Source organism: Rhizobium fabae (assembly GCF_003985135.1).
Taxonomy (GTDB): Bacteria; Pseudomonadota; Alphaproteobacteria; order Rhizobiales; family Rhizobiaceae; genus Rhizobium; species Rhizobium pisi.
The window spans coordinates 182,796-196,533 of the sequence record NZ_ML133646.1 but is presented as its reverse complement, the minus strand read 5'-3'; the positions used below and the strand labels follow the sequence as shown (position 1 = coordinate 196,533).

The 13,738-nt window shown below is 61.7% G+C and carries 13 protein-coding genes and 1 riboswitch; of the genes, 8 read left to right on the top strand and 5 right to left on the bottom strand.

Translation table 11 applies throughout. The features are described 5' to 3' along the window. Window positions 1–84 precede the first annotated feature (84 nt). Window positions 85–462 (bottom strand): fluoride efflux transporter CrcB, encoded by a 378-nt coding sequence (gene crcB, locus EFB14_RS04015; protein WP_126822928.1) that lies wholly within the window; start codon window positions 460–462, stop codon window positions 85–87. Window positions 463–583: 121 nt separating this feature from the next. Between crcB and EFB14_RS04010 the strand changes: the two genes are divergently transcribed. Then, window positions 584–850 carry a hypothetical protein gene (locus EFB14_RS04010; protein WP_125845697.1) on the top strand — a complete coding sequence of 89 codons (267 nt, stop codon included), beginning with the start codon at window positions 584–586 and terminating at the stop codon, window positions 848–850. Window positions 851–925: 75 nt separating this feature from the next. Here the strand turns inward: EFB14_RS04010 and EFB14_RS04005 are convergent, their stop codons facing one another. Next, window positions 926–1,930: a DUF1775 domain-containing protein gene (locus EFB14_RS04005; protein WP_126822926.1), complete on the bottom strand. Its 1,005-nt coding sequence runs from the start codon at window positions 1,928–1,930 to the stop codon at window positions 926–928. Window positions 1,931–2,003: 73 nt separating this feature from the next. Beyond that, complete coding sequence (locus EFB14_RS04000; protein WP_126822924.1) at window positions 2,004–2,384, bottom strand: hypothetical protein; 381 nt, start codon at window positions 2,382–2,384, stop codon at window positions 2,004–2,006. A 158-nt stretch (window positions 2,385–2,542) separates the two neighbouring features. Beyond that, window positions 2,543–2,635, top strand: a riboswitch (glycine riboswitch). Between the two features lie 157 nt (window positions 2,636–2,792). Here EFB14_RS04000 and gcvT point away from each other — a divergent pair. The 4 genes from gcvT (at window position 2,793) to EFB14_RS03980 (ending at window position 7,557) form a co-directional block, all read left to right on the top strand. Next, window positions 2,793–3,929 carry a glycine cleavage system aminomethyltransferase GcvT gene (gene gcvT, locus EFB14_RS03995; RefSeq protein ID WP_126822922.1) on the top strand — a complete coding sequence of 379 codons (1,137 nt, stop codon included), beginning with the start codon at window positions 2,793–2,795 and terminating at the stop codon, window positions 3,927–3,929. 27 nt (window positions 3,930–3,956) lie between these two features. Continuing rightward, window positions 3,957–4,319: a glycine cleavage system protein GcvH gene (gcvH, locus tag EFB14_RS03990; RefSeq protein WP_126822920.1), complete on the top strand. Its 363-nt coding sequence runs from the start codon at window positions 3,957–3,959 to the stop codon at window positions 4,317–4,319. Then, entirely contained in the window at window positions 4,319–7,183 is a 2,865-nt protein-coding gene (gcvP, locus tag EFB14_RS03985) for an aminomethyl-transferring glycine dehydrogenase (RefSeq protein ID WP_126822918.1), read from the top strand. The genes gcvH and gcvP overlap by 1 nt, the downstream gene beginning before the upstream one ends. 128 nt (window positions 7,184–7,311) lie before the next feature. Then, window positions 7,312–7,557, top strand: a complete 246-nt coding sequence (locus EFB14_RS03980) for a DUF982 domain-containing protein (protein ID WP_164737487.1) — start codon at window positions 7,312–7,314, stop codon at window positions 7,555–7,557. 70 nt (window positions 7,558–7,627) lie between these two features. On the opposite strand, the gene EFB14_RS03975 is transcribed toward EFB14_RS03980, so the two are convergent. Further along, the gene (locus EFB14_RS03975; RefSeq protein ID WP_126822914.1) at window positions 7,628–8,596 is read right to left on the bottom strand and encodes an SDR family NAD(P)-dependent oxidoreductase; all 969 of its coding nucleotides are present in this window, start codon (window positions 8,594–8,596) and stop codon (window positions 7,628–7,630) included. 134 nt (window positions 8,597–8,730) lie between these two features. Between EFB14_RS03975 and EFB14_RS03970 the strand changes: the two genes are divergently transcribed. After that, the gene (locus EFB14_RS03970) at window positions 8,731–9,315 is read left to right on the top strand and encodes a TetR/AcrR family transcriptional regulator (RefSeq protein ID WP_126822912.1); all 585 of its coding nucleotides are present in this window, start codon (window positions 8,731–8,733) and stop codon (window positions 9,313–9,315) included. Window positions 9,316–9,506: 191 nt separating this feature from the next. Beyond that, on the top strand, window positions 9,507–10,547 hold the full coding sequence (locus EFB14_RS03965; RefSeq protein ID WP_126822910.1) for a glycoside hydrolase family 25 protein: 1,041 nt from the start codon (window positions 9,507–9,509) through the stop codon (window positions 10,545–10,547). Between the two features lie 30 nt (window positions 10,548–10,577). On the opposite strand, the gene EFB14_RS03960 is transcribed toward EFB14_RS03965, so the two are convergent. After that, window positions 10,578–12,863: an FdhF/YdeP family oxidoreductase gene (locus EFB14_RS03960; protein WP_126822908.1), complete on the bottom strand. Its 2,286-nt coding sequence runs from the start codon at window positions 12,861–12,863 to the stop codon at window positions 10,578–10,580. Window positions 12,864–13,328: 465 nt separating this feature from the next. Between EFB14_RS03960 and EFB14_RS03955 the strand changes: the two genes are divergently transcribed. Beyond that, window positions 13,329–13,661 (top strand): hypothetical protein, encoded by a 333-nt coding sequence (locus tag EFB14_RS03955; protein ID WP_126822906.1) that lies wholly within the window; start codon window positions 13,329–13,331, stop codon window positions 13,659–13,661. Window positions 13,662–13,738 lie beyond the last annotated feature (77 nt).

Here is a 13,738-nt window from a genome sequence, read left to right as displayed (position 1 = left end):
TCGGAAATTGCAGCGCGGGCCGAGCCGGCGTTCTTGCCGCAGCCTTTAGAGCATTTTCATGCAAAACGGAAACCGGAAAAGAAATCAGGCCAAAGCGCGCATAACGGCGAGCCCAGATATGACGGCCGCCATCGAAAGCCCGACGCTCGCAGCGATGTAGACGCCGCCGGCGACGGCTTCGCCGCGCTCGAACAGCGAGATGGCGTCGAGCGAGAAGGCCGAGAAGGTGGTGAAGCCGCCGAGAAAGCCGGTAACGAGCAGCAGGCGCAGTTCCACCGAGGCGTTGAATTTCCGCGCAATCAGCTCGGTGAAGAGGCCGATGACGAAGCAGCCGACCACATTGACCGTGAGCGTGCCCCAGGGAAACGCCGGGCCCATGAGCCTCAGCGCCCATTGGCCGACATAATATCTGAGGAGGGAACCGATAGCGCCGCCGACTGCGACAAGGAGAGCCTGGATCATGAGCCGGATTTACCGTGTTTCGGGAACGATTCCAATCGAGAAGGAATGAATTCTTACCATTCGGTAAAATGCCAACGATTTTCTTATGATGGCACCAAGATCATACCGATACGGTGACGGCATGACCCAACTCTTGTCGATATCGGCCAGCACCGCCGCCATTGCCTTTGAATCGCTCCGAATCCCGCAGCGTGTGGCAACGAGCACCGCAGCGCGCGACGCGCGGCGCTTGGCTGACAGGCAATTGAAGGCTGAGAGCACCGACGATGTCGACGAGCCCTCCAGCATCATCCAGTCGACGGAAGTGGCGCTCGACCTGATGGCCAAGGGCAACCGCCAGCCGCAGGCAGGCCTGGAGCAGGCGCTGCGATCCTACGAGGATTTCTAAGGCAATCGCCTTCCGAACGAAAAGCTCGCGACTGCAATTGCTGTCGCGGGCTTTTCTGTCTTAACCGGCCTCGCCTTACTTGCCCTGTGCTGACAGCACCTGCAGCACCAGATCGACCTTGCCGGCCTTTTCGAAGGTCAGCGTCACCGGCACCGTGTCGCCCTGCTTGAACGGCGTCTTCACCTTCTGGAACATCAGATGCAGGTTGCCGGGCTCGAGCTTGACCGTTTCGCCGGCGGCAATGGCGACGCCGTCCTTCAGCTGCCGCATCCGCATGACGTTGTCCTTGGTCTCCATCGCATGGATCTGAACCTCGCCTGATACAGGCGACGTTACTGAGATCAGGCGATCATCCGCATTGCCATTGTTCTTCACCGTGAAAAAACCGCCGCCGACCGGCTGACCGGGCAGCATCGCCTTGGCGAAGCCGCCGGAGATTTCGAGATCGCCGGCCTTGACCGTTTCGCCGGCCGGCGCTGCAGCAGCCATGCCTGCCATACCGGACATATTCATGCCGGCCATATCATCATGGTCATGGCCGTGATCTTCGCCGGCGACGATCTTCAGCAGCGGCGCCGGGCTTTTGAGGCCATGGGCATCGCCGCCTGCCGGCGCCACCTGATCCCAGGCCGTGACGGTGTCACCGCAGATCTGCGTCACCGGAAAGGCGAGCGAAGTGCCGGCCTCGACGCCTGAAACTTTACCCTGGATGACGAAGGTGTCGTAAAAATCGTCGGAGAGATTGCCGTTCTTCCAGCGGATCTCGATCGCGCCTGTTTTCACCTTGTCGCCATGATTGTCGTAGGTCTTCTGGTAATCGCCCTTGATCACTTCGAGCTCCCAGCCAGCCTTCGGCTGCGGCTTTGCGAAGACGAAACCTTCAGGCAGCTTGACCCGCACTTCCGTCGTCGCCTTGCCGTCGCAGCCATGCGGCAGCTGCAGCGTGGCGAGAATGGTGCTTTCCTGTGTCGCCTGCTTGTCGAGGAAGGTCACATGCGCTTCGGCGCCGGCCGCTGCGGTTGCGGAAAAGAGGGCGACAAGCCCCAACGTCTTGATGGTCTGCGTCTTGATCATTTTCATCGGATATCTCCTCGCCGGCCGCGGCATTTCTCTCAGGCGGACCGGCATGTTGCGTTCAGATTGCGGAGAAAAATCAGACGGGAATAGGAGGAGCGCGGGAATTCGGCCGGCTGACGGCGCTTGCACCGGCAATCGCTGATGTTTCGATCGGCGAGTTGACGACCGAGGCAAGCTTGCGCTCGAGCCAGCAACCCGCATCCGGCGTTGGCAGCATGACCGAGGCCGATAGCCGACAGGCTTCGCAATTCGGCTTGAAGGCAGCGGTCTTGCCGTCGTCGTCCTTCACCGTCACGCAAAGCGAGGCAAAGGTGCCGTCCGGCAGCATATAGGCGGCTGTCTCATAACCCTCGGAAGCGGCGGCTCGCGGCACCTGATGGGCGAGGCCGAGCAAAAGCAAGCTCAATGCGCAAAGCATGCGCAGGAAGAGCGTCGCTTTCAGTCTGGTCTGCCGCATGAGATCCCCTTCAACAGCATCTCGCGATAGCCGGTTTCCCCGCCGAATGCAAAAGCAGATTTGCCACAGATCGGAGGCTTCCCTGAAGTATGGCGACAAAAATTTGTCAGGTCACGACATTTGGTCTTGCCAAGTGCTGCGCCCGCCGGATAATTGCGCCAACCCTGTTGGGAGAATCCGGTGCTTTCGCCACCGGTGCCGAAGGAGCAACCGCCCCGGAAACTCTCAGGCAAAAGGACCAGCAAGGGGCAGACGGAACTCTGGAGAGAAGCGTTCTCGAAACGCTCGCCGAAGGGATAACAATCTCAGGCGTCAAGGACAGAGGGGGCTCAGGAGAGAAGTGCGCAGCCGCGCCTTCAGATTTGAGCCCGCGCCCTTGTGAGAAGGCGCAAACCCCGGAGGCGTCTTTTGGACGATACCGCTGCCCTAAAGAAAACCCCGTTGCATGCCCTGCATCTCCAGCTCGGCGCCCGCATGGTGCCGTTCGCGGGTTACGACATGCCGGTGCAATATCCCGCCGGCGTCATGAAGGAGCATCTTCACACCCGCGCCGAAGCCGGCCTGTTCGATGTCTCCCATATGGGCCAGGTCATCGTGAAGGCGAAGTCGGGCAGCTATGAGGACGCCGCTCTCGCGCTCGAAAGCCTGGTGCCCATCGATATCCTGGGTCTTGCCGAAGGTCGCCAGCGCTACGGTTTCTTCACCGACGACAGCGGCTGCATTCTCGATGACCTGATGATCACCCATCTCGACGACCACCTGTTCGTCGTCGTCAACGCCGCCTGCAAGGAGGCCGATGTCGCCCATCTCCAGGCTCATATCGGCGACCGATGCGACATTACAGTCCTCAACCGCGCTCTGATCGCGCTCCAGGGACCGCGTGCAGTCGAGGTTCTTGCCGAACTCTGGGCCGATGTCGCGGCGATGAAATTCATGGACGTGCGCCACTGCCGCCTGCACGACGTGTCCTGTCTGGTCTCGCGCTCCGGCTACAGCGGCGAGGACGGTTTTGAAATCTCGATTCCATCGGACAAAGCCGTGGATGTCACCATGCGGTTGCTCGAACATCCCGATGTTCAGGCGATCGGTCTCGGCGCCCGCGATTCGCTGCGCCTCGAAGCCGGCCTTTGCCTCTATGGCAACGATATCGACACGACCACCTCGCCGGTCGAGGCGGCCCTCGAATGGGCCATGCAGAAGGCAAGGCGCTCCAGCGGCGCCCGCGCCGGCGGCTTCCCGGGCTCCGGCCGCATCCTCTCCGAACTTGAAAATGGTGCTGCGCGCCGCCGCGTCGGCCTGAAGCCGGAAGGCAAGGCGCCGGTGCGCGGCCACGCCAAGCTCTATGCCGATGCCGAGGGCAAGGTCGAAATTGGCGAAGTCACCTCGGGCGGCTTCGGCCCCAGCGCCGAAAGCCCTGTCGCCATGGGCTACGTGCCGGTGTCCCACGCCGCTGTGGGCACACAGGTCTATGCCGAGGTGCGCGGCAAGTTCCTGCCAGTCACCGTCTCTGCCCTGCCCTTCGTTACGCCAACCTACAAACGCTGAAACCCTGTTTTCCGAGAGGATTTTTCCATGCTGAAATTTACCGCTGAACATGAATGGCTCCAGCTCGACGGTGATGTCGCAACCGTCGGCATCACCACCTATGCCGTCGAACAGCTGGGCGACCTCGTCTTCGTCGAACTGCCCGAGATCGGCGCAAGCTTCTCCAAGAACGACGACGCGGCGACCGTCGAATCCGTCAAGGCGGCCTCCGAAGTCTATTGTCCGCTCGATGGCGAGATCACTGCTGTCAACGAGGCGATCGTCGCTGATCCCTCGCTCGTCAATTCCGATCCGCAGGGCGCCGGCTGGTTCTTCAAGCTGAAGCTCAAGAACCTTGCCGATGCCGATGGCCTGCTCGACGAGGCCGCCTACAAGGAGCTCATCGCGTAATGACGACGCCGACCGAATTCCAGTTCACCGACTATCAGCCCTACGATTTCGCCAATCGGCGTCACATCGGTCCCTCGCCGGCCGAAATGACCGACATGTTGAAGGTCATCGGCTATAACAGCCTCGACGGGCTGATCGACGCGACGCTGCCGCCCGGAATCCGCCAGAAGGCGCCGCTCGTCTGGGGCGCGCCGATGACAGAGCGCGAGGCGCTCGACAAACTGCGCGAGACCGCCAACAAGAACAAGGTGCTGGTCTCGCTGATCGGCCAGGGCTACTACGGCACGATCACGCCGCCTGTCATCCAGCGCAACATTCTTGAGAACCCCGCCTGGTACACGGCATACACGCCCTACCAGCCGGAAATCAGCCAGGGCCGCCTGGAAGCGCTCGTGAACTACCAGACGATGATCTGCGATCTCACCGGCCTCGACGTCGCAAACGCCTCGCTGCTCGACGAGGCGACCGCCGCTGCCGAAGGCATGGCCATGGCCGAACGCGTCGCCAAGTCGAAGGCCAAGGCCTTCTTCGTCGATGCCGATTGCCATCCGCAGACCATCGCGCTCATCCGCACCCGCGCCGAGCCGCTCGGCTGGAGCGTCATCGTCGGCAATCCCTTCACCGATCTCGATCCGGTCGATGTCTTCGGCGCGATCTTCCAGTATCCGGGCACGCACGGTCACGTGCATGATTTCACCGGCCTCATCTCGCGCCTGCACCAGGCGGGCGCCATCGCTGTCGTTGCCACCGATATCCTGTCGCTGACACTGCTGAAATCGCCCGGCGAAATGGGCGCCGATATCGCTGTCGGCTCGTCGCAGCGCTTCGGCGTTCCGGTCGGCTATGGCGGCCCGCATGCGGCTTATATGTCGGTCAAGGACGCTATCAAGCGCTCCATGCCCGGCCGCCTTGTCGGCGTTTCCGTCGATGCTCGCGGCAACCGCGCCTATCGCCTGTCGCTGCAGACGCGCGAACAGCATATCCGCCGCGAAAAGGCGACGTCGAACATCTGCACCGCCCAGGTGCTGCTCGCCGTCATGGCCTCCATGTATGCCGTCTTCCATGGGCCGAAGGGCATCAAGGCAATCGCCCAGCAGGTGCACCAGAAGGCCGTGCTGATGGCCAAGGGCTTGGAAAAGCTCGGCTATAAGGTCGAACCCAAAACCTTCTTCGACACCATCACCGTCGATGTCGGTCATATGCAGGGCCTCATCCTGCGCGCAGCCGTCGCCGAAGGCGTCAATCTGCGCAAGGTCGGCGAAACGAAGATCGGCATGAGCCTCGACGAGCGCACGCGTCCGGCAACGCTGGAAGCTGTGTGGCGCGCCTTCGGCGGCAATTTCGCGATCGCCGATTTCGAGCCTTCCTACCGCCTGCCGAAGGGCCTGCTCAGGACCAGCGAGTATCTCACCCATCCGATCTTCCACATGAACCGCGCCGAAAGCGAGATGACGCGGTACATCCGCCGGCTCTCCGACCGCGATCTCGCGCTCGACCGCTCGATGATCCCGCTCGGTTCCTGCACGATGAAGCTCAATGCGACGGCGGAAATGCTGCCGATCACCTGGCCGGAATTTTCGGATATCCATCCCTTCGTGCCATCAGACCAGGCACTCGGCTATCGCGAGATGATCGACGATCTGACGGAAAAGCTCTGCGCCGTCACCGGCTATGACACCTTCTCCATGCAGCCGAATTCCGGCGCGCAGGGCGAATATGCGGGCCTGCTGACAATCCGCAATTACCACATTGCGAACGGCCAGGGTCACCGCGACGTCTGCCTGATCCCGACCTCGGCGCACGGCACCAATCCGGCTTCTGCCCAGATGGTCGGCATGAAGGTCGTGGTCGTGAAGGTGCGCGAGAACGGCGACATCGATCTCGACGATTTCCGCGCCAAGGCCGAGGAACATGCAGACAATCTCTCGTGCTGCATGATCACCTACCCCTCGACGCACGGCGTCTTCGAGGAAACCGTCAAGGAAATCTGCGATCTCGTGCATGCCAATGGTGGCCAGGTCTATCTCGACGGGGCCAACATGAACGCCATGGTCGGCCTGTCCCGCCCAGGTGACATCGGCTCCGACGTCAGCCACCTGAACCTGCACAAGACCTTCTGCATCCCGCATGGCGGCGGCGGTCCCGGCATGGGCCCGATCGGCGTCAAGTCGCATCTGGCGCCTCACCTGCCCGGTCATCCGGAAACCGACGGCCGTTCCGGTGCGGTTTCGGCGGCGGCTTTCGGCTCGGCCTCCATCCTGCCGATCTCCTGGAGCTACTGCCTAATGATGGGTGGCGAAGGCCTGACGCAGGCGACCAAGGTGGCGATCCTCAACGCCAACTATATCGCCACCCGGCTGAAGGGTGCCTATGACGTGCTGTACAAGTCGAAGACCGGCCGCGTCGCGCATGAATGCATCATCGACACGCGCCCGCTGGTCGACAGCTCAGGCGTCACGGTCGACGATGTCGCCAAGCGCCTGATCGACTGCGGCTTCCATGCGCCGACCATGAGCTGGCCGGTTGCTGGCACGCTGATGATCGAGCCGACCGAATCCGAGACCAAGGCCGAGCTCGACCGCTTCTGCGAAGCGATGCTGGCAATCCGCGAGGAAGCCCGCGCCATCGAGGAAGGCCGTATGGACAAGCTCGACAATCCGCTGAAGAACGCTCCGCACACGGTGGAAGACCTCGTCGGGGAATGGAACCGGCCCTACAGCCGAGAGCAGGCCTGCTTCCCGCCCGGTGCCTTCCGCGTCGACAAGTACTGGTCGCCGGTCAATCGCGTCGACAACGTCTATGGCGACCGCAACCTGATCTGCACCTGCCCACCGGTCGAGGCCTATGCAGAGGCAGCCGAGTAGCGTCAAGCCTGATGCCGTAGTAAAGAGCCTGACAATCCAAGCCCCTTCCATCATGGGAGGGGCTTTCCAAATTCTGATAGAAATGCGCGAAGGAAGTCCCCATGCCCCAGGATCAAAGCGAAGCAAGAATGCGGGCGCCCTGGTCGAAGCCTGTGCTCATCGCCCTCGAAGAGCCCGGCCAATACGTGACCATCGATAACACCCAGGCCGCCTCCTGGGCGATGATCGAGGACTGGCCGACGGAGGACGGTTCCGCACTCGACCAGGCGCTGCTGATTTGCGCCGACGTCATCAAGGGCAAGCGCACCGGCGAGGATGCATGCAAGGCATTCATCGCCGCCGCCGTCGAAGCCGGCCTCGATATCAAGGCCTGAACGGCGGCGATCGGACGATGCGCGCCAGCCCCCTGCTCTCCATCGGCGCCAAAGCGTGTCGGTTTAAAGCCTAGAAGCGCTCGCCGACCATATCCTCGCTTTTGGCCCACAATACCTTGGCCGTCTCGGGATCGAGCGCGTAGCTGCGCACGCCTTCGGAAATCGGGCTGACCTCCGCATCCGTCACTTCGGAGATGTGGCAATTCTCGCAATATCTGCCGCCGACCGCGTCTGCCGGGGCGACGAAGCCTGCCCAGACTGATGTAGCGGCCCCCTGAGGGATCGTCTTCCGCTGGAAGGGCGGCTTGCCCTCGACGGCGAGTGCGGCGTTGATCTGCGCCAATATGCCTTCGATCATGCCGGGGTCGAGATGACGGTCGAGCTCGGTCTGGATGCCGCCGGGATGCAGTGCCGTTGCACGGATGCCGCGCTCCCTCAGGCGTCGGTCGAGTTCCACCGCGAACAGGATATTTGCGGTTTTCGACTGAGCGTAAGCCGCCCAGGGCTCGTAGGTCTTGCTCTCGAAATTGAGGTCATCGAGACTGAAAGGTGCCATGCGATGGCCCGAGGATGCGACGATCACCACGCGGCCGCCCGATGTGACGAGCGGGGCGATGCGGTTGACCAGCACGAAATGACCGAGATGGTTGGTGCCGAACTGCGTTTCGAAACCATCGGCGGTACGGCCGAAGGGAGCGGCCATCACGCCGGCATTGGCAATGACGACATCGAAGGGGCGGCCATCCTTGATAAGCGCATCTGCGCAGGCGCGCACGCTTGCGAGTGAAGCAAGATCGAGCTCGACGATATCAAGGCTACCGCCATTGGTAGCATCGGTGCGCACGACTTCCGTTGCCTCCCTCGCCTTTGCAAGGTCACGTGCCGTACCCACCACCTGCGCTCCGTGGGCTGCCAGCACGCGCGCGGTTTCCACGCCGAGGCCGGCCGAAACACCCGTCACCAGCACGCGCTTGCCGTTGAGATCGACGCCGGCGAGCACCTCGTCGGTGGTCGATGTCGCGCCAAAAAGTCCACTCATGATTTTCTCCTTGATCATGGACGCACCGCTCCGGACTGGTGAACCATTGCCCACCGGCCTCAAATGGAATAAAAGGAGGATGCCTCCAGATAAATACGGAGGGCACCTCCGCTTATCAAGGGGACTTCTCGTAAATGGCCGAAAAAAGTGACGGGTCCACCGTCCGAAAGCCGCGCGCGGATGCCGAACGCAATCGTCTTCTGCTGATGGAGACGGCAAAGACCGTCTTTGCCGACAAGGGTTCCAGCGCCAGCCTGGAGGAAATCGCACGCATTGCCGGCGTCGGCATCGGCACGCTCTATCGCCATTTCCCGACGCGCGATGCACTGGTTTCTGCCATCTACCGCAACGAGACGACACAGCTTGCTGCCGCCGCCAAAAGCCTCGCCGAAACTCATCCCCCTGTCGAAGCGCTTCGCCTGTGGCTGGTGCAGTTCGTCGATTATGTTGTGACGAAACGCGGCATGTCCGAGGTGCTGGATTCTTTAGTCGGCGGCACCTCCGAGCTCTATGCCGATTCCGCCGATTTGATCATAGGTGCCGTCAATCTGCTGGTGGATCGCGCAGTCGCCACCGGTGAAATCCGTCTGTCTATGGACCCGCTCGATATCCTGCGCGCGCTGGCGGGCGGCGCGAGCATCAGCTACGGCCCCGCCTGGCGGGATGCGGCAAGGCAACTCATCGATATTCTGATTGCGGGCATGCGAGCCGGTCGCTGAGGCTGTGGCGACGTCGCCATGGAGAATTTCCGCGCCAAGCTTCGATGCGCGGCGCGAACTCGGGTGTGCCCATTTCGAGGCATAGGTTCAAATTTAACCTTTCTTAGCAAGTCTCTGTTAGCAATTCAAAATGGGCGATTTCCACTCCGCATGGATATTGCCGTCGATTTTTGTTTTGCGTGCAGGTTCTCATGCGTCCATCGGCTGTGCCAGCAATTCTCCTCGCCGCCCTGATTCTCTCGGGATGCTCCGCCAGTTCCGGCGCCGAAGACGTGCTGGCGAACGTGCCGTCATCGGAAACCACCAGCGCCATCACCAAGCCAAGCGGCCCGATACCGGCTGCAGCCGTCGGTAATCCCGCGCCGCAGGCAAGCCCGCCGCAGCAGGCGCTGAGCTGGACAGGGCCGGTTCCAGAACCGCAGGCGCTCGTGCCCGCCGACAGGCCGGTCGGCATGCCGATGCCGACGGAAAGGCCTGTCGCGATGCTCATGCCCGCCGAGCCGGATGTCGATCCCGATGCCGATACGAAATCGCCGACACGCGGACGAATTTACGGCCACCGCTTCCGTGATGCCAAGCCGATCAACTTCGGCTCCACCTCGCCGAGAAAGCTTGCAGTTCACGGCGTCGATGTGTCGCGCTGGCAGGGCGAGATCGACTGGGAGACGTTGCGGAGGCAAGGCGCCAACTTCGTCTACATCAAGGCGACGGACGGCGGCGATCACCTCGATCCGATGTTCAAGAAGAACTGGCGCCGGGCCAAGGAGGCCGGACTGAAGCATGGCGCCTACCATTTCTTTTATTGGTGCCGGACAGCCGGTGAACAAGCCGACTGGTTCATCCGCAACGTGCCGAAGGAAGCCAACGCTCTTCCGCCCGTCATCGACGTCGAATGGAACGGCGAATCGAGCTGCAAGAGGCGCATATCCCCTGCACGTGTCCGGGAAAAGATGCAGGTCTTCATGGACAAGCTGGAGCGCTACTACGGCCAGCGCCCGATCATCTACACCGCGCCAGACTTCTACCGGGACAATTTGAAGGGTGAACTGCTTAACTACCCCTTCTGGCTGCGCTCTGTCGCCGCCCATCCTTCCAAGGTCTATCCGGGCCGGAAGTGGCTCTTCTGGCAATATTCCGGCTCCGGCCTTTCCGATGGCGTCGACGGCAAGATCGACCTCAACGTGTTCAACGGCAACGAAAGCGATTGGCACAAGTGGGCGGCATCGCGATAGTGTTGAGGCAGGCAAGCGTCTGCCTCACCTTCATGCCGACTTCTGCACCCTCACCGGCACGCCCTTATAAGCAGGCGTTCCTGATTTGCGGTCGTAATTGGCAAGCGCGATGACCCGGTTCATCTCGGGATAATATCCGGCCACGGAACCGGCCGGGATGTCGTAAGCCACAGCCGTGAACCCTTTGACCGCCTTGCCGCTGGTTTCACCGACCGACTCGATATCGACCCTGTCGCCATCTGCCAGGCCACGGGCGGAGAGATCTTTGCCGTTCATGAAGATGACGTCGCGACGGCCGAAGACGCCGCGATAGCGGTCGTCGAGGCTGTAGATCGTCGTGTTGTACTGGTCGTGGCTGCGCAGTGTCGTCAGAACCAGCGTATCCGCGTCGGCAAGGCGCGGATCTTCGTCCAGGCCCGGCGCGACGATGAAATGCGCCTTGCCCGAGGGCGTGCGCCATTGCCGGTCGGAGGCGGCTACTGTCAGCCGGAAGCCGCCTGGCTTCCTCACTCGCGTGTTGAAATCGTGGAAGTCGGGAAAGACCACCTCGATCTTTTCCCGAATGCGGTTGTAGTCGGCAACCATCCCGTCCCAGTCGATATCGTATTTGGCGCCTAGCGTTGCCTTGGCGATGCCGGCGATGATCGCCGGTTCGGATCTCAGCTCTTCGCCCGGCGGCTTCAGGAAACCGCGCGAGGCGTGCACCATCGACATGGAATCCTCGACGGTCACCGATTGCGGTCCCGTCTTCTGGATATCCTGATCGGTGCGGCCGAGAACCGGAAGGATGATCGAGGTCCCGGCGATCAGCAGGTGCGAGCGATTGGGTTTTGTCGCCAGATGGACGGCAAGGTCGAGCTTGCGCATGCCTTCGAACGTCGCCTCGGGATCGGAGATCGCGACGGCGAGATTGCCGCCGAGGCAGATCAACGCTTTCGACCGGCCTTCTATGATCGCCTCGATGGCTTCGACGGCGTTGTGGCCCTTCTCTTCCGGCGGACGGAAGCCGAAGGCCTTCTCCATGCCATCGAGCAGCGCCTTGTTGGGGATTTCGGTGATCCCGACAGTGCGGTCTCCCTGAACGTTCGAATGTCCGCGCAGCGGGCAGATGCCGGCGCCCTGGCGGCCGATATTGCCGCGCAGCATCAGGAAATTGGCAAGCTGCTGGACATTGGCGGTGCCATGGCTGTGCTGGGTGATGCCCATGCCGTAGCAGAGGATGACGTTGCGGGCGTTGAGATAGACATCGACGGCGCTCTCCAGCGCTTCGAATGTCAGTCCCGATCTCTTGAGGATATCGGCCCATTCCGTCTTTTCGACATCGGCTTTCAGAGCCTCCAGTCCGATCGTGTTGGCCTCGATGAACTCCCGGTCGAGAAAGCCCCTGCCGCCTGCGGCGATATCGGCGTCATCCCGTTCGAAGATCCGTTTCATCAGGCCCTTGAGGGCCGCGAGATCCCCGCCGGTGCGAACCTGATGATAGGCCGATGCGATCGGCGTCGACGACATCGTCGCCATTTCCACCGGGTTCTGCGGTGCGGCGAATTTTTCGAGCGCCCGTTCCTTCAGCGGATTGAAGACCACGATCGGCACGCCGCGCCTTGCGGCATCGTGCAGGGTGGTCATCATCCGGGGATGGTTGGTGCCGGGATTGTGGCCGAAGCTGAAGATCGCATCGGCATGATCGAAATCTTCGAGCGTCACCGTGCCCTTGCCGACCCCGATCGATTCGGGCAGGCCGACGCTGGTCGCCTCATGGCACATGTTCGAGCAGTCGGGAAAATTATTGGTGCCGTAGGCCCTGACGAAAAGCTGGAACAGGAATGCCGCCTCGTTCGAGGCGCGGCCCGATGTATAGAACTCGGCCATGTCAGGATCGGGCAGTTTCCGCAATTCCGTGCCGATCAGCGCGAAGGCTTCATCCCAGCCGATCGACAGGTAGCGGTCGCTGGCATGGTCGTAGATCAGCGGATGCGTCAGGCGGCCCTGATCTTCGAGCTGGTGATCGTTCCACTGCCAGAGTTCGGCAACGCTGTGCGTCGCGAAAAAATCCGGTCCGGCGCGTTTCGCCGTCGATTCCCAGGTGATCGCCTTGGCGCCATTTTCGCAGAATTCGAATGAGCTCGTATGTTTGGGATCGGGCCATGCGCAGCCGGGGCAATCGAAACCCTCGGGTTGATTGGCTTTCAAAAGCGTCGTCGCACCCTGGGCGATGACCTGCTGGCGCGCAAGGGTTTCGGCAACGGCTTTGAGCGCACCCCAGCCACCGGCGGGTGCTGTGTATTTCTCTATGCCTTTCGGCCGCTTCTTGGTCATCACCTGCTCCACAAATCCAGCCGAGGGCCAGAACCCATCATCCGGCAATGTAGGGGAACGCCACGCCTTGGGATAGGTGACACAACGCCCTCTCAAAAAAAGCAGGACCGCTCCGGCGGCGGCGGAGCGGTCCTTGGCGGATCGTTCGATCCACGAGACTTCGGCGCGGGAGGGGACATGCCGAAATCCATTGGCACATTCGCGGTGCCGGTCTCAGTACGGAAGTTGCTTCCGAGAGACATCCAGACGCTACGCCCCGGAAGCGGACCGCGAAACTATACATAGGTATGGGAATCTCGTGATCGATCCTGGTGTTTTAACCGATCCTCGTCGTGATCGCTGAAACCTGGACCCAAGTATAGGTCCGCCTACACCAGCATTGAATGTCCCGCTCTTCGAGCCCGTTCTATGGTTCTTTCAAGGCCGAATAGCCCGGCCCGAGACCTGCTGGAAAGGAACGGCATCATGACCACCATCCGCACACTCGACCCTCCTTGGATCGCAAGATTGCGCCGTCTGGCAAAGGCGGCAACCAAAGGCAATGCTGGCTACGACAAGCTGAGCCATGCCGGATCGTTCCTGCTGCGGCCGCTCGGAAATCTGGGCAATCGGGGCCGGCTGATCACGGGCCAGTTCATCATCCTGGCGGCGCTGCTCGCATTTGCAGCGGCCTCGGCGTCCATGTCGGCGCTGGCGGCCGCATCCCTCGTCGTAGCCGCCAGCTCCGCCGCCACCCACCCCGGATATCATCCTGTGCCAATCCGGAGCAGATACGCGCGAACGACGTCCGTCCGGTAGCCCTTTGCTAACACAACGCCTTCAGCATTCCCTAAACCCTTGTCGGTACAAGGTTCCTATCCAGTTCTGGGGAAACG